Below are 16,123 nucleotides of genomic sequence, written 5' to 3'. Positions count from 1 at the left end.
GCGACTTTAGGGTCACTCTGGCCTGCCTTGTGGCCTGCGATGCCCGGTTTTGACACATCTTGTTCTGAGCGAACCCGGTTGCACCTGACTTGGCCCCAGCATGGAATCGTCTAGATAGTGTTGGCGGGTGCTCAATCGTTTCTCGGGAAGGTCCCAAGAGCCGCTGCGATGAACGCCAGAGTTGCCGCGCTGACTGGTAAACTGGCTTCAGTTCCAGCGAAAGAGATCAAGATATTGTGGCTTCGACATCGGTAGTATCTTCTCAATCAAAACCAGCGCTGACGTTCCAGGAATTGTTGTTTCGCCTGCAGGGATTCTGGGCGGAGCGCGGCTGCGTTCTGCAGCAGCCGTACGACGTGGAAGTGGGCGCAGGTACGATGGCTCCGGAAACATTTTTGCGGGTGCTCGGGCCAAAGCCCTACCGCGTTGGATACGCCCAGCCTTCGCGTCGGCCGGCGGACGGGCGCTACGGCGAGAATCCGAATCGGCTATTCAAACACACACAGTTTCAGCTCATTCTGAAGCCGCCGCCGGTGAATGTGCAGGAGTTATATCTTCAATCCCTTGAAGCGATTGGAATCAATCTCTCCAAGCATGACATTAAGTTCGAAGAAGACAACTGGGAGTGGCCTGCGGGTGGCGCCTGGGGCGTGGGTTGGCAGGTGATGCTGGATGGATTGGAGATCACCCAGTTCACCTATTTTCAGCAGTGTGGCGGGATGGATCTCGACCCGATCTGCGCGGAGCTGACGTACGGTCTCGAGCGCATCACGCAGTTTCTGCAGGATGCGGATTCGATCTACGACATCGTCTGGGCGCGCGATCCGGAGACGGGCGCGGTAGTGACTTACGGCGAAGTGCGACTGGCCGAAGAGCTTCAGTTTTCGGTTTACAACTTTGAAGAAGCCGAGGTGCCGAAGCTGTGGGAGCACTTCAGATTGTATGAAGCGGAAGCGCATGACCTGCTGAAGCGCGCCAATGAGTTGATGGCCAGTGAGACCGCGAGCGCGACGGAGAAGAAGCGGTTTCCGCTACTGGCGACCTATGAGCTGGCGCTGAAGTGCTCGAACCTTTTCAACATTCTGGATGCGCGTGGCGCCATCAGCGTGACGGAGCGTGTGGGCGTCATCGGCCGGATTCGCGCACTGGCAGTAGGTGTGGCGAAAGCCTATGCGCTGCAACAAGCTGCCAGCTAAAGCTAAAGTTCAAAAGAAAGATTGATTATGTCTGACTTTTTACTCGAAATTGGGCTGGAGGAAGTTCCGGCCCGGATGATTGCAACTGCCGAGGCGGAGCTTGGACGGCGCGTACACGATCTACTTACGCGCGAGCGCCTGCTCGACGAAGGCGCCAACGTGAAGACCTATTCGACCCCGCGGCGTCTTGCCGTTCTTGTCGAAGGCGTGCGTGCAGCTCAGGCGGATGTGGAAGAGAAGGTTACCGGGCCATCTTGGAAGGTGGCGTTCAAAGATGACACCCCGACGCCTGCCGCTGAAGCTTTTGCAAAAAAGGCTGGAGTCGCAGTTGATGCGCTGGAGAAGGTGACGACGCCCAAAGGCGAATACGTCGGAGCGACGGTGAAGCGTGCAGGCAAAACTGCTGGAGAAATCCTGACAGCGGATTTGTCGAAAGAAGTCCTCGCTCTCTACTGGGCAAAGAATATGTACTGGCGCGCCAACAAGCCGGAGCGGTTTGTGCGGCCAGTGCGCTGGATAGTTGCAATGATGGATGCAGCCGTAGTGCCTCTCGAAATCGCAGGCATTAAGGCTGTGAATGCTAGCCGGGGGCATCGGATCCTGCATGGAGATGCGCCGGTGGTGATTGGATCGGCGCGCGAATATGCCGAGACTCTGCGGGGTGCTTCGGTGCTAGTGGATGTCGCCGAGCGGCGGCAGGTGATTCGCAAGGCGCTGGACAAAGTGACTCGGTCAGTGGCGGGCGCGCGTTGGCGCGAAGATGAGGGCCTGGTCGAAACCGTAACCCACCTGACGGAGTGGCCGTCCGTTATTCTCGGAGACTTTGAGCCGGAGTACCTGGCCCTGCCCGAGGAAGTACTAGTGACGGTGATGCGCGATCACCAGAAATATTTCGCCGTTGAAGATGCGCAGGGCAAGCTGGCTCCGCATTTTCTCGCCGTGCTGAACACCACCGCTGACGACGAGGGACAGGCAATCATCCGTCACGGCAATGCGCGCGTGTTGCGCGCACGATTCAAGGATGCGCGCTTCTTCTGGGATTTCGATCAGAAGATTCCGCTCGCCGAGCGCGTGGAGAGCCTGAAGAACGTGACCTTCCAGAAGGAACTTGGTTCTTATCACTGGAAGACGGAAGAGAATCTGGATACCGCGAATGCGTTGGCAAAATACGCTTATAATGCCGGATTGGTTTGCGACAACAAGGCACTCCTTACTGCTGTGAAGCTGTCGAAGACCGATCTGACGACCGAACTGGTGAAGGAGTTTACCGAGCTTCAAGGGATCATCGGCGGACTGTATGCGCGGGCTCAGGGACTGGGCGAGCACGTGGCTCTGGCGATCTACGAGCAGTACACCCCGGCTTCGACCGAAGACAATATTCCTGTTTCCGTCGAGGGGCAACTGCTTGGATTGACCGATCGCATTCAGACCATCGCGGCGATGTTCGGCATTGGCTTGCAGCCGACGGGTTCGAAGGATCCGTTTGCGTTGCGGCGGGCGGCAAATGCGATTGTGAAGATTCTCGCCGAGTCGTCCTTGCCGCTCACGCTGAGCGAGGTGGCGCATTCCGCTATGGCGGATGACGAGAACGAGCGCGCGGTGCTGGCGTTCCTGCGGGAGCGCCTACACTTCTACTTAAAAGATGTGCGCGGTTTTGCCTATGATGTGGTGAATGCCACGCTTGCTGCTGATGCCGATGATGTGCGGGACGCAATAGCACGCGCTGAGGCGTTGACTGCGGCGCGGGCCTCGGCGGACTTCGAAGCAGTGTCTGCGGCGTTCAAGCGGATCAACAACATTCTGCGGCAGGCGGCTGAAAAGGGATTTGCCGTTGGTTCACCCGGTGCGGTCACCCTTTCGCCTGAAGCTGCGAAGTTGCACGACGCTGCGACGGCGCTTGCTCCCGAAGTGGCTAAGCTGCGACACCAGCGCGCGTACGGCGAGGCGCTGGGGAAGATCGCCACGTTGCGGCCGGTCGTTGACGCATTCTTCGACAAGGTGATGGTGCTCGATCCCGATGCCGCCGTACGCGGTGCCCACCTCGGATTGATTGACGGCGTGCTGCGCGGGTTCTCTGGGATTGCGGATTTCTCGGAGATCGTGACGGGGTAGCTTTCAGACGCCAGCTAACAAATTCTTGCTTTTCCACCCATGCCGCGGTGGAGCTGCGTCATGGATGGGGCAACCCTCGATCATGTGGATTGATGCAGTGCAAATAGCAGACCCTTTGACTTCGCTCAGGGCAGGCGATTATGGGGATTCACATCTCGAAGATAAGCATCACTAGCTCTTCCGTGCGCCTACCACGACCAGGCCTACGCCTGCGACCAGGGAGAGAGTGCTGAGAATTGGGGAAATCGGTAGAGTCTTGGTTTCCTTGTGCGAGACCTGAACAGGCCCCAGGTCAATATCCTTCTTTTCGTGGGTGAAGCTGAAACCGCCAAGAGCGAAGCCCACAATTCCGACGACGATCAACACAATGCCAACAACAGTGGCAGCTTTCATGACTCCTCCATTGAATTTGACTGCCTCGTGTATCTAGCGCGGCGGCGGAATGCGTACCGTGTTGGCGCGGCAGGAGCGAATAGGCCCGCAGGCGATGGGATGCAGCGATTTGTCGAGGCATACCTCGACGGCGGTCAGGAAATTGTTTCCGCAACTCACCGCCATGCTGTCTGGCGAGAGCCCGGGGTTGGCGCTGGTGAAAAGCGAGATGATTTCGCTGGGCGGCATCGATGTCTGCGACGAAAGACTGCTGAGCGCCGGCGGAATTACTACGGATTTGTAGGCTGTGCGCGCAGTAGTGAAGAAGTCGTTCGCTCCGAGTCCCGAGCATGTACCGTGCGTTTTCCACTCATGTTCGAGCAAGCCCTGGTCGGGATAGATGTCGCTGAAGGATGCCGGATCGGCAGGTCCCGGCGCGTTCGAACAATTCTCCGGATAGCTGCCGCTGGTGTTCTGCGGCCACAGTCCGTGCAATACAAATGTTGAGTGCGAACCGCACTCGACGGCGTTGGGATGCGAGTAGCAGAACTCCGGCGACCACGATAGATTCAGCAGGTAGTAGTCGAAGCCGGAACCGGTAGCAACATGCGGACGCGCGCGTTCAGAAGCGGCCGAGGGACTGGGAGACGTGGAGTCGGGGTTAGGTGTGGCCTTGCAGGCGCTGAGGGTCAGCAGAAGAGCAAACGCGCCGGGGATAATCGCATACTTCATGCTGCGCAGGATAGCAGGTAGCGTTGAAGGCGGTCATATCGATTGAACGGCATGCCAAAGCAGGTCCTTCGCTCTGCTTACCCCACAGGCGACTATGTCGTCTATGGGGCCCCAGGCTGCTCCGCTCAGGATGACACTTCATATTTTGATTTCGATTTTCAGTTGAGGCTGGTCGTGCGCAAAGCATCCCCGGCTTCTCAGCGGAGAACAGCGTGGGGCGCTTGCACGGCGGATAGTTCTTTGAAAATCGCGTCTGGCAGTTTGAGCGCAGCAGCCGCGATGTTTTCTTCCACGTGCTCCACCGATGACGTTCCCGGAATTGGCAGGATCGCCCGGGAGCGCTTTAAGAGCCATGCCAGCGCTACCTGCAGCGGCTTCGCATTGAGGTCCTTTGCCACACGATCTAAAACGTCGTGAGCCTGGCGGTTCTGCCCGAGCGGCGCCCAGGGGATGAAGGCGATGCCGTTATTCTCACAGTGGTCGAGCAGATAATCCCACTCGCGATCAGCAAAGCTGTAGCGATTTTGGACCGAAACGATCGGGACGATTCTGCGAGCTCTCTCGAGGTGTTCGAGCGTCACATTGGAAAGCGCGACGTGCTGAATCTTCCCGGCATCGCGCAGGCGGGCGAGGGTTTCCATCGACGCGTCAAACGAGACGGCAGGATCGGGGATGTGAAGCTGGTAAACCGCGATGCGGTCGAGGCGCAGGCGCTTCAGGCTGCCTTCAACGGCCTCTTCCAGATGCTTGGGGCTGGCATTGTGAATCCACTGGCCGGGACCGACACGTTGCCAACCACCCTTGGTGGCGATGACAAGGCCATCGGGATAGGGCGCGAGGGCTTCGGCAATCAGTTCTTCCGAGACAAAGGGACCATACGAATCGGCGGTGTCGATGAAGTTGACGCCAAGTTCGACGGCGCGCCGCAGGGTGGCAATCGCAGCATCATGATCGGCGGGCGGTCCCCAAACACCTTTGCCGGTGATGCGCATGGCTCCGTAGCCGAGCCGATTCACAGTAAGGTCGCCAAGCACAATGGTTCCGGCGGCAGAGGCGGCGGTTGGCGTTTGTGTCATCGGATAAAAACTCCTTTGCAATCCCATCTTAGGATGCTTTTCGCATTCAATGGTCGCAGGGTGAGGGCAGATCTGCGATGAATCGTTGGGGGACGGCACGCGTCTACAATCTATATAGGAATGGCAGACACACTTTATCTGAGTTTGTGGTACCCCAATCTGCGACTCGCGGAGTTGGCCGGGAAACTGACGGCGGTGCTGGGAGCGTTCGAGAAGCACGGCGGCGAGGGGCGCGTGTATTCGGCAACCGTCTGGCCGGTCAAGTGGAGCGAATCCCCGATTTTCCAGAAAGTTTACGGACGCGGAGAACGGGGTTTGGAACCGAACCTGGCGGTAGAAGACGCCCTTGAACTGTTGCATGAGGACTACGCCTACGAATTTCAGATCGGTTGGAGTTTGTGGGAGCCGGAAGTATCCGCAGCTGTTTCGGAGCCGCGTTGGGCGCGGGAGCAGCGGATGGTGCGCGTGACCGGGTATGGGCCCCTGTTTGATGATGGCGCTTACGAACAAGACGGTCACATCCGCATTGACTTTGGCAGCGACGCCGCGTTTCTCGATGAAGAAATTGAGCTGGACTCTGTTGTGGCACGGCATGTTGAAGAGAATGTCCGCCAGCTTATCGATCTAACCACTGCCGTGGAGAAGGACTCAGGCGCAACGGCGCGGCTACTGTGGAGCGAACTGGGCGAGAGCCTGGCGCAAAGGCTCGCTGCGCGCCTGGGCATGACGAATTAACATGCGCTTCACGATCGAGCGTTTGAGAACGCTGGTGCTGGTGGCTGCAGTGCTGCTGGTGATCGCGCTGGGAGCGTTCCTGGGCATCGCCAAATTCAAAAATAGATTCATCCGCAAAGACCTTCCTTCCAAACTGGGGCTCAATATTCAGGAAGAGGCCAACGGCTTTGTGTATTCGCACGAAGTGCGGGGCCACATGCTCTATAAGATCCGGGCTTCGAAGCAGGTGCAGTTGAAGCGCGACGGCAAGGTGTTTCTACAACTGCACGACGTGAACATCGAGCTTTATGCCGCGGATGGAAGCCGGGTTGACCGGATTGCGGGCGACGAGTTTGAGTACGATCCCAACAAGGGTATGGCAAGGGCCGTGGGTCCTGTCGAAATCACGTTGACCAAGCCGACAGTAGCTCCGGCAATTGCGCCCAAAGCAAGTGCCAGCCAGGCAATAAGCAATAAGAGCGGCTCGCTCGCGTCGGCTGCGCAGACAGCGGCCAGCGGGGAGATTCACGTAAAGACCAGCGGTCTGATCTTCGATCGCAACAGCGGTGAGGCCTCTACGAACGAGAAAGTAGAATTCAATCTTGCGCAGGGCAGTGGCAGTGCAATCGGCGCAAAGTATGACGCACACGATGGCCTGCTGGCGCTGGATCATGCGGTGCAGTTGAATGTGCAGCGTGGATCGGATCCAGTCGCCTTATCTGCGCAGCATGCGGTTTTCCAGCGCGACGATCAGACATGTGAATTGCAGGTTGCGACCGTGCACTATCGCGAGGATGTATCCAATGCGCAGCAGGCCAAAGTCTACTTCAGGGATGATGGATCTGCGGATCGGCTGGACGCGACGAAAGGATTCTCGCTGACGACATCCGCCGGCGGACGACTATCTGCGCCAACTGCAACGCTGAATTTCGATGAACACAGTCAGCCGTCCCATGGTCATTTGCAGGACGGAGTAACGATCGATTCAGCGAAGAACGGACGCCATATTCACGGAACATCGCCGACGATGGAACTGGCGTTCGCTAGACAGGGAGAACTGCGCAATGCGCATCTTGAGCGCGGTGTGCAGATTGTGAGCGATGAAGAGAACGGATCCGAGAAGGGAACTGTTCGCGCCCATCGGACGTGGATTTCTCCAGTGGCGGATGTGGCTTTCAGAAACGCAGGCAAGAACAAGGTTGAACTGGTATCGATTCATGGCACCGGCGGTGTGACCGTGGAAGCCGTGAGCCAGCGCAGCAACGCACCCGCCGCTCCTGAGAAGATGTCGGCCGACGATGTGATGGGAGTCTTCGGGCCAAACGGTTCGCTGAGCTCACTCACCGGCAAGGGCCACACCACGATTACCGAGACTACGCCGACCGGAACGCGGCAGACGACCAGTGGTGATGTGCTGGTGGCTCATCTAAAAGCGCCTGAGGCTGCAAAGCAAAGTAGGACTGGCGGCGAGACGCAAATCGAATCGGCAACCGTCGACGGCAACGTGATTCTGACGCAGCAGCCTCCCGCGAAAGCTGGTGTTGCGCAATCTGAATTGCGCGCAACTGCAAACCATGCGGACTACGACAATGCCGGTCAATTGCACCTGACCGGGAATCCGCGGGTGACGGATGGCGGGCTTCAATTGACCGCAGACAAACTGAACGTCTCTCAGGAATCGGGCGACGCTTTCGCGCTGGGCAACGTAAAGGCAACCTGGACGGGCGATGCATCTGGCTCTGGAAGTGGAACGAGCCCAGGCAAAAGCGGCATGACCGGAAACTTTGGCGTGCAGGGTCCGGCGCATGTTGTCGCGCAGCAAGCAGAGTTGCAGAGATCGACCGGTGCAGCAACATTCAAGGGCGGTGCGCGGCTGTGGCAGCAGGGAAACTCTGTGCTTGCCCCGGTAATCGTGCTCGATCGGACCAGGCAGACGCTTACCGCGCAGAGCAAAGACAGCAAAAATCCGGTGCAGGTGACTCTTGTCAGTGCGACCGCAGCCATTCCAGGCAAGCAGAGTGCGCAAAAGAGGAACGAGCCTTCCGTAATCAGCGTGCGTGGGGGCGACTTGAAGTATTCGAGCGCAGAACGCAAAGCAGTGATGCGTGCAGGTGCCGTGGGAAGCGTAGTATCCAGTACCGCCGACGCAACGACAACTTCAAATGAACTCGAGCTCATTCTGCTGGCGCCAGGAAATCACGCTGGCAAAGACGGCGCTCCCGGGCAGGTGGATCGGATGACCTCGACCGGACACGTGCAGATTTCTTCAGAGGGGCGTCGCGGGGTCGGCGAACAACTCGTCTATACAAGTGATACTGGCAACTATGTGCTTACAGGTACAGCCGCTGCGCCGCCGCGTTTGACCGACGCAACGCGCAGAACAGTAACGGGGCAAGCTTTGATTTTCAATAGTCGCGATGATAGCGTCAGTATCGAAGGCGACGGACGCAAAACGACGACCGTAACCACGGCGCCAAAGTAGTTGGGTGTTTTTAGAACAACCCGAGAGCTAGATGGAAACACTGATCGCTGAAGGAATCGGCAAGTCCTACAAGGGCCGCCAGGTAGTCCGGGGAGTAAACCTGAATATCTCGCGGGGCGAGGTGGTCGGGCTGCTGGGGCCGAATGGTGCCGGCAAGACAACGAGCTTTTACATGATCGTAGGCCTGGTGGCGCCCGAGACAGGACGCATCATGGTGGACGACAACGACATTACCCGGCTGCCGATGTACCTCCGAGCGCGGAACTACGGCATCAGCTACCTGCCGCAGGAGCCGTCGGTCTTCCGCAAATTGACGGTGGAAGAAAATATCATGGCGGTGCTTGAGGCGCAGGCGCTGGATACGCGGGAGCGGAAATCGCGAGCGGAGCGTCTGATCGCGCAGTTGAGTCTGGGCCACATTCGCGGCACACGCGGCTATGCCCTCTCTGGAGGCGAGCGCCGGCGCGTTGAGATCGCCCGGTCGTTGTGCATTCAACCAAATTTCATCTTGCTGGATGAACCCTTCAGCGGGATCGATCCCATCGCCGTGCTGGAATTGCAGAAGATCATCTTCGACCTCAAATCGAGCGGAATCGGGATCCTCATTACCGACCATAACGTGAGGGAAACATTGAGCGTAACCGACCGCGCCTATATCATTGCCGAGGGGCGGATATTTCGTGCCGGCACCCCTCATGAACTAGGGAACGATGTAGAGGTTCGGCGCATCTACCTGGGAGAGGGATTCTCGCTGAATTGACCGTTAAGGCGCTGCAGTTATAGCGTCTTCGGGATCGGCAGGCCTCTATTTAGCCGGATGGGTCAGGCAGGCAGCGTGCATCCCGCCTGCTACCCGATTACACTTATAGCGAGTCTCATTGGGAATCGAGTTCCTTGTATGCCATTGTTGCAACCTAGGTTGAATTTGAAGGTGTCGCAACGCCAGGTCCTCACACCGGGCCTGATGCAGATGGTGAGCGTTCTTGCGCTCAACAAGCTCGAACTGAAGGAGATGATCGATGCCGAGATGGTGGAAAACCCCGTCCTGGAAGAGATTGACGAAACAGTTCCCATGCTGGACGAAGTGGCGAGCCGCCAGGAGCACGACCTGCAGCCCCCGGAACGGCTGGATGTGGGTACGACGGAGCCCGCGGCCGAACCCAAAGACCCTTTCAACGAGATTGATTTTGGGTCGTACTTTCAGGACTACCTTGATCCGGGCTACCGCACCCAGCCGGAGTATGAAGACAGCGAGAAGCCCTCGTTCGAGAACTTCCTTTCGCAGCCTACGACTTTATCCGATCACCTGGCGTGGCAGCTGGGAGCATTGACGCTGGAGCCGGAACTGGCCATCGCCGCCGATTTCATCATTGGCAACCTGGATGAAGATGGTTACCTCGCGGCGAGTCATGACGAGTTGATCGAAGCGTTTGGACACTTCGAGGAGAATCAGGGCAAAGACAAAGATGCTTTAAGCAATCAGATCAAGCGCGGTATCGATCTGGTGCAGCATCTTGATCCCGCCGGTATTGCCGCAACTGATCTGCGCGAGTGCCTGCTGGTTCAGATTGCGGCGCAACAGGCAGAGCTGAAGAAAGTTTATGCGCAGCACAGCGTGGAAGTACACCACGAGGCGGACGGATTCGAGGATAATCACCACTCCCTGAAAGCGGAGGCTGATGCGAAACTTGAAGAGCGCCGGCGTTCGATGGAAGTGGCTGCGCAGATAGTCCGCGACCATCTCCAACTGCTGCAGAAACGGGATGTGAAAGATCTGGCCAAGTCACTGCATGTGACTCCGGAAGAAGCGCACGCGGGCGTGGAGTTCATTCGCACTCTGGAGCCGCGCCCGGGCAGGCTTTACAACCGCGAACAGACGCGACTCATCGAGCCCGATGTTGTTTTCATCAAACGCGGCGCGGAGTGGGTGGTCTCGATGAACGAGGAAGATCTGCCCAGCCTCCGCTTGAGTGCGCGCTACCGCCGCATGCTGGTAGCCGAGGGCACCGAAAAAGAAGTCAAGGAATACGTGAAAGAGCGCTTCCGCTCGGCTATGCAGTTGATGCGCAACATTGCCCAGCGTAAGAGCACCATTCTGCGCACCTGCGAAGTGATTGTGCGGCGGCAGCAGGATTTTCTTGACCAGGGAATTGAAGCCCTGCGCCCGATGATGATCAAGGAAGTGGCCGAGGAGATCGGCGTTCACCCATCTACAGTGAGCAGGGCTGTGGCCAACAAGTATGCACACACTCCTCAAGGCGTGATCGAACTGCGATTCTTTTTCTCCGAGGGATCGAACGGGCCGGAGGGCGCCGACACTCCTCTGCTACTACTCAAGCGCAAGGTTCGCAAGCTGATCGACGAGGAAAACCCCCGCCATCCCCTCACCGACGATCAGCTTGCCGCCCAATTACAGGCCCAAGGCATCCAGTTAACCCGGCGCACGGTGGCAAAATACCGCGAAGATCTGAATATCCCTTCCACGCACCAGCGCCGACAGCGCGACGCTTAAGCCTAAATATAAGTTGCTGTTGCAAGAGCCTTCCCTCGCGCCGTATTCTCTAGAACACGACGTAAGTTGCGCTCCCAGCTAGCTTCCCTGTTTCGTCTTTGGATTGCATTTGTGCAAGAGCACTCAAAGCGTGTTGAGGTCGGCATGTGCCCGTGTTGAAGACAAGCTTCTCTGAAGGCGAGTTGATAGCCGGCAACTACCGGGTGCTTTCGATTGCGGGATCGGGCGGCATGGGCGTGGTGTATCGCGCCCGCGATCAGCGCCTTGACCGTACGGTTGCGCTGAAGTTTCTTCCCGCGGAACTCAACGCCAGCCAGCGCGAGAAAGAGAGATTCCTGCGCGAGGCGCGCACTGCATCGTCGCTCGACCATCCCAACATCGGTGTCATCCACGGAATAGAAGAAACTGCGGACGGCCTCACGTTCATCGTGATGGCGTACTACGAGGGATCGTCGCTGGCGCAGCGCATTCAAAAAGGTTCGATGAAGCTGTACGAAGCCATCGCGATCGCGCGGCAGATGGCGCAGGGGCTCGGCGAAGCCCATCGTCATGGTATTGTGCATCGCGACGTGAAGCCTTCGAACGTGATGCTGACGTCTTCGGGACTGGCGAAGATTGTGGACTTCGGGCTGGCGCGCGCCATGACGGAGCAGACGGCATCGCAGACCGGCGTAACGGGAACGGTTCGCTACATGTCTCCCGAACAGGCCATGGACCGGCCCGTCGATCAGCGTTGCGACATCTGGGCGCTAGGCGTGGTGTTCGCGGAGATGCTCACGGGTAGCTCGCCGTTCCATGCCGAGAGCATCACGTCGATGCTGTTCTCGATTCTGAATGATCCTCCCAAGAATCTTGACTCCGTTCATCCGGCGTTGCAGCCGGTTCTGTACCACGCGCTGGCGAAGGATCCGGAACGGCGGTATGGTTCGTGCGCGGAGTTCCTTGCTGATCTGACAGCGGCGGAGAAACAGATTCCGGCTGCCGAGGCCGATGCAGATCTTACGAAGAAGCTGCCGTCGACCGGGCGAGGAAACCGAACCAACGCTCACACCAAGAGGCTGATTGCGGAGGCTTCGCGAGGGGCGTGGGGTCCGGCCGCGACGGCGAGTTCCCCGGTGACCAACTGGCTGCTGGCGGCACTGGTGGTGCTGCTGGCAGTTGGGCTATCGCTGGGCTTTATCACGCCGCTGCGCGAGAAGATCGTCGCGCTGGTGACCGGAGCGCATACGGAAAAGCATGTTGCCGTTTTGCCCTTCGACAATATCGGCAGCAATCCTGAGAATGCCGCGTTGACGGATGGCTTGATGGATTCGCTGGCGGGTCGTCTTTCGAATCTCGACGTGGGCAATCAGTCGCTTTGGGTGGTGCCGAACAGCGAGGTGCGGCGGCGCAATATCAACGATCCCGGCGATGCGTTGAAGCAGTTGGGCGCCAACCTGGTGATCAAGGGATCGGTCCAGCGCGATGGCAGCGATATTCGGCTGACGGTAAATCTGATCGACACTAAGAATCTGCGGCAGGTTGGGTCCGCGATGGTTGAGGATCCAACCGGAGATCTGTCGTCTCTGGAAGACGAAGCGGTTTCGCGACTTGCCAAGCTGATGAACATTTCGGTGACCGCCGACATGCTGCGCAATACCGGCGGATCGTTGAATCCAGCAGCCTACGAAGACTATCTCACGGCTCTTGGGTATACGCAGAGATATGACAAACCTGGCAATCTTGATCTGGCGATTGCATCGTTGCAGAAGGCCATTCAGACGGATCCCGCGTTTGCTCTTGGTTTCGCGCAGATGGCAGAAGCCTACCGGCTGAAATACATCGTGGAGCAGAATACCCACTGGCTCGACGAGGCACAGGCGTATTGCCAGAAAGCAACTGAACTGGACAATCGCGTCCCGGCGGTATACGTCACCCTGGCCCAAATCCACGACGCACTCGGCAAGCACGACCTGGCACTGCAAGAATTTCAGCATGCTCTAAAACTTGATCCGAAGGACGCCGAAGCGATGGGTGGGCTGGCAAGATCGTACGAGCAATCGGGTCGTACAGCAGATGCTGAGAAGACCTGGCAGGAGTCTCTTGCACTGCGGCCCGATGATTGGAACGGCTACAACACACTCGGAGCTTTCTACGATCGCCAGGGGAAATACCCGCAGGCTATCGAGGCTTATCAGCATGCCCTGCAAATCACTCCAGACAATGCGGAAGTCTACTCCAATCTCGGTTCGGCATACGTCGATCAGGGTGGGGAAAAGAATATGCCGCTTGCCGAAGACGCGTTGAAAAAATCAATCGCTCTCAGCCCTGGTTATCCGGCATATGCAAACCTCGGAATGCTTTACATGCAGGAAAAGCGCTATGACGAAGCGGCGACAGCGACGGAACATGCGCTCAAGATCAACGGCAATGACTACATGGTGTGGAACAACCTCATGATTGCCTATGATGGCGCAAAGCAGCCAGAGAAGGCTGCCGCTGTGCGCCACAAGGCCGAAGAGTTGGCGGAGAAGGTTGTGCAACTAAAACCGCGGGATGCGTTGGCACAATCGACGCTGGCGAGTCTGTACGCCGCAGACAAGATGAATGACAAAGCGATGGCGCGTATCAGGACCTCGCTGGCGCTTGCCCCTGATGATCCGAATGTGCTTTCAAACGTTGGCGAGGCGTACGAATTTCTGGGGGACCGAACGCAGGCCCTGCAATTTATTGAGAAATCACTTGCGAAAGGTTATGCGCTCGAAGATATTCGCAACACACCGGGCTTGCAGAGTCTGGTCGCCGATCCGCGATTCAAACCTGCAGGCAAATAGCTGAGACCAGAGCCCAGGCCTGCAATCTGTGGGGGCAGGATTACGCAGCGTAACAACTTGAAAAGGACAATAACTGAACATGCCTGCAAAACACCTGAACATTCCCAACGATCTGAGCAGCGTCAACATGACCAAGGGTACGGATACCCTTGAAATTACGGTAACGGCAACCTGCACCTGGTGTTACAGCGATCCCAATGGCGTATTTCCACCTCCGCCGGGATTTCTGGCAGCAGGTACCTACAATGTGACGACTCCGCATACTACGTACGGCCCCTATACGCCGCAGAACGATGGCGTAGTCGAATTCGGTGTCTCCATTCCACCCGTCCCATGCAGTACCACGGGAATCACCGCAACCGGACACACCATCACCGTCACTGGTGGAAACATGCCGCATTCCAAGAAGTAAAAAGGGAAGTTGAAATCCCCGATTTCCCCGATCGGGGTTACCTCCCCGTGTACTGAATATCGAGAAGCGTCCAGTCGTCTTGTGCTTCGGCGGAAGCCTGCACCTTGATGAGGTGGGCTATCACCGCATCAAGACCGGGCAGGTGAGCCAGCCCTGCCAGTCCCTCAATCCCAATCTGTTCGCCTGCCTTGTTTTCAATTTCCGTAATGCCATCGGTCGTCAGTAGAATGCGGTCGCCAGGGCGAAGGGTGACTTGAGACGACGTGTACGTCGCTTCAGCGATGATGCCGACGATCAGGTTTGCTTCCTCAAGGTAGTGTGTTCCTTTGGGAGTGACAAGCAGCGGCGGGATGTGGCCGCAGTTCATGTATTCTACGCAGCCATTCGGAAATACTCTCAGCACGACCATGGTGGCATATTTGCCCACCTGCCGCGTGCAGAGGAAACGATTGACCAGATCGGCAATCTGCGTCAGGCTCTGGCCTGTGAGGAGAAGGGCATGAATAATTCCCTGCAAGGTCGCGGCCACAATCGATGCCGGAACACCTTTACCGGAAACGTCGGCGATTACAACGCAAAGGCTGTCATCCAGAACAATCGCATCGTAGAAGTCTCCGCCGATCGCATGGCAGGGGAGGCTGCGCGCACGAAGTTCAGCGTAGTCAAGACGCGGCAATGTGATAGACATCAGTCCGGAATGAATTGAAGCCGCGACTGCCAGTTCATCCGCCGCTTGCCGGGCCTTGAGTTCGGTCTTGGCCAGCAGCGCGTTGTGCAGCAGCGTAGAGGCCTCGTTGGCGAGCGTGTCGAGCACCCGATGGTCGATGTCGCTCAGGCTGCCAGCGCCAATCTGGCTATCGAGATAAAGCATGCCCAGAAGCCGATTCGGTTCCGCGGGAGATATGTGTTTGCGCAGCGGTATGCAGTAAATACTGCGGATCGAGTTTGCCACAACGCTGGCCCACCCTGACGCGCTGTCGTCTGCGAGAGTGTCGCTCAGAAAGAATTTTGAATCGCTCTCGATGGCTTTCTGCATTGCCCGGCGCGATACCGATGAATCTTCTTCAACCGTGCTGCCATCTGAACGGAGACCGAGTGCAAGACGCATCTCTTCGCCTTCCAGCAAGAACACAAAGCCCCGTTCGACGCCTGTCAGTTGAAGTGAAAGCTGCAGTAGCGCATGAAAAATATCGGTAATGGCTCCGCCCGCATTGAGCTGGCGGGCAGCGTTCAGCAGAAAGTTGAGCTTCTCAATTTCCCGCGCCGGTTGCGGAATGTTCTTGTCGGTCGGAGCGAAGACCGAAAGAGCGGAGAGCAGACCGCTGGCGAGACCTGAACTGCTTTCTGGAACACCGGAAGGCAGCAGGAAACGAAAACTGGCTGCATTGAGTGATCCAAATTGCAGGCAGTCTCCTGGCTTGAGCGTGACGCGTTGGACGCGCTGTCCGTTCAGAAAGGTGCCGTGAGAGCTGTTTTGATCCACCACTTCGAACTTGCCGTCTTGCCGGGTAATCAACGCGTGCCGGCGCGAAACGAAAGCCTCCTTGAGCACCAGGTCCTGGTCGGGAGAACGGCCAATCGAGGTGCATTCGGCCATCAGGGCGAAGGAGTGTTCGCCATCCAGGTCGGAGTATTTCAGAGTGGGCGCTGTGGTCGTTGTGGCCATCGAGCACATTCTATTCTGCTTGTGCCATGAATCGCG

The 16,123-nt window shown here is 57.6% G+C and carries 12 protein-coding genes; 8 read left to right on the top strand and 4 right to left on the bottom strand.

What is annotated here, in order from left to right; translation table 11 throughout:
* Nucleotides 1-236: 236 nt before the first annotated feature.
* Together P8935_RS19405 and glyS are read left to right on the top strand one after the other, a co-directional pair.
* The gene (locus P8935_RS19405; RefSeq protein ID WP_348261959.1) at nt 237-1,196 is read left to right on the top strand and encodes a glycine--tRNA ligase subunit alpha; all 960 of its coding nucleotides are present in this window, start codon (nt 237-239) and stop codon (nt 1,194-1,196) included.
* A gap of 27 nt (nt 1,197-1,223) precedes the next feature.
* Nucleotides 1,224-3,308, top strand: a complete 2,085-nt coding sequence (glyS, locus tag P8935_RS19400) for a glycine--tRNA ligase subunit beta (protein WP_348261958.1) — start codon at nt 1,224-1,226, stop codon at nt 3,306-3,308.
* Between the two features lie 171 nt (nt 3,309-3,479).
* Here glyS and P8935_RS19395 read toward each other — a convergent pair whose 3' ends face one another.
* From P8935_RS19395 to P8935_RS19385, 3 genes are all read right to left on the bottom strand, one after another.
* The gene (locus tag P8935_RS19395) at nt 3,480-3,701 is read right to left on the bottom strand and encodes a DUF3185 domain-containing protein (RefSeq protein ID WP_348261957.1); all 222 of its coding nucleotides are present in this window, start codon (nt 3,699-3,701) and stop codon (nt 3,480-3,482) included.
* Between the two features lie 33 nt (nt 3,702-3,734).
* Nucleotides 3,735-4,412, bottom strand: coding sequence for a ribonuclease T (locus tag P8935_RS19390; protein WP_348261956.1), 678 nt, complete (start codon nt 4,410-4,412; stop codon nt 3,735-3,737).
* Between the two features lie 197 nt (nt 4,413-4,609).
* Nucleotides 4,610-5,488 carry an aldo/keto reductase gene (locus tag P8935_RS19385; protein WP_348261955.1) on the bottom strand — a complete coding sequence of 293 codons (879 nt, stop codon included), beginning with the start codon at nt 5,486-5,488 and terminating at the stop codon, nt 4,610-4,612.
* Between the two features lie 120 nt (nt 5,489-5,608).
* On the opposite strand from P8935_RS19385, the gene P8935_RS19380 reads away from it, so the two are divergent.
* The 6 genes from P8935_RS19380 (at nt 5,609) to P8935_RS19355 (ending at nt 14,421) form a co-directional block, all read left to right on the top strand.
* Nucleotides 5,609-6,223 carry a hypothetical protein gene (locus P8935_RS19380; RefSeq protein ID WP_348261954.1) on the top strand — a complete coding sequence of 205 codons (615 nt, stop codon included), beginning with the start codon at nt 5,609-5,611 and terminating at the stop codon, nt 6,221-6,223.
* 1 nt (nt 6,224) lies between these two features.
* Nucleotides 6,225-8,684, top strand: a complete 2,460-nt coding sequence (locus P8935_RS19375) for an LptA/OstA family protein (protein ID WP_348261953.1) — start codon at nt 6,225-6,227, stop codon at nt 8,682-8,684.
* Nucleotides 8,685-8,715: 31 nt separating this feature from the next.
* Nucleotides 8,716-9,444, top strand: a complete 729-nt coding sequence (gene lptB, locus P8935_RS19370; RefSeq protein WP_348261952.1) for an LPS export ABC transporter ATP-binding protein — start codon at nt 8,716-8,718, stop codon at nt 9,442-9,444.
* 138 nt (nt 9,445-9,582) lie between these two features.
* Nucleotides 9,583-11,196 carry an RNA polymerase sigma-54 factor gene (locus tag P8935_RS19365; RefSeq protein ID WP_348261951.1) on the top strand — a complete coding sequence of 538 codons (1,614 nt, stop codon included), beginning with the start codon at nt 9,583-9,585 and terminating at the stop codon, nt 11,194-11,196.
* A gap of 146 nt (nt 11,197-11,342) precedes the next feature.
* Nucleotides 11,343-14,009: a protein kinase gene (locus P8935_RS19360; protein WP_348261950.1), complete on the top strand. Its 2,667-nt coding sequence runs from the start codon at nt 11,343-11,345 to the stop codon at nt 14,007-14,009.
* Between the two features lie 79 nt (nt 14,010-14,088).
* Entirely contained in the window at nt 14,089-14,421 is a 333-nt protein-coding gene (locus P8935_RS19355; RefSeq protein ID WP_348261949.1) for a hypothetical protein, read from the top strand.
* Nucleotides 14,422-14,458: 37 nt separating this feature from the next.
* Here P8935_RS19355 and P8935_RS19350 read toward each other — a convergent pair whose 3' ends face one another.
* Nucleotides 14,459-16,087, bottom strand: a complete 1,629-nt coding sequence (locus tag P8935_RS19350; protein WP_348261948.1) for a SpoIIE family protein phosphatase — start codon at nt 16,085-16,087, stop codon at nt 14,459-14,461.
* Nucleotides 16,088-16,123 lie beyond the last annotated feature (36 nt).

This window comes from Telmatobacter sp. DSM 110680 (assembly GCF_039994875.1).
Classification (GTDB): Bacteria; Acidobacteriota; Terriglobia; order Terriglobales; family Acidobacteriaceae; genus Telmatobacter.
The sequence above is the reverse complement of the archived record's forward strand: the minus strand, read 5'-3'. Positions and strand labels throughout refer to the sequence as shown.

Coding starts and splice junctions, on each gene's coding strand:
- glyS (WP_348261958.1), top strand. CDS start 1,224: ATGTCTGACTTTTTACTCGAAATTGGGCTGGAGGAAGTTCCGGCCCGG.
- P8935_RS19395 (WP_348261957.1), bottom strand. CDS start 3,701: ATGAAAGCTGCCACTGTTGTTGGCATTGTGTTGATCGTCGTCGGAATT.
- P8935_RS19390 (WP_348261956.1), bottom strand. CDS start 4,412: ATGAAGTATGCGATTATCCCCGGCGCGTTTGCTCTTCTGCTGACCCTC.
- P8935_RS19385 (WP_348261955.1), bottom strand. CDS start 5,488: ATGACACAAACGCCAACCGCCGCCTCTGCCGCCGGAACCATTGTGCTT.
- P8935_RS19380 (WP_348261954.1), top strand. CDS start 5,609: ATGGCAGACACACTTTATCTGAGTTTGTGGTACCCCAATCTGCGACTC.
- P8935_RS19375 (WP_348261953.1), top strand. CDS start 6,225: ATGCGCTTCACGATCGAGCGTTTGAGAACGCTGGTGCTGGTGGCTGCA.
- lptB (WP_348261952.1), top strand. CDS start 8,716: ATGGAAACACTGATCGCTGAAGGAATCGGCAAGTCCTACAAGGGCCGC.
- P8935_RS19365 (WP_348261951.1), top strand. CDS start 9,583: ATGCCATTGTTGCAACCTAGGTTGAATTTGAAGGTGTCGCAACGCCAG.
- P8935_RS19355 (WP_348261949.1), top strand. CDS start 14,089: ATGCCTGCAAAACACCTGAACATTCCCAACGATCTGAGCAGCGTCAAC.
- P8935_RS19350 (WP_348261948.1), bottom strand. CDS start 16,087: ATGGCCACAACGACCACAGCGCCCACTCTGAAATACTCCGACCTGGAT.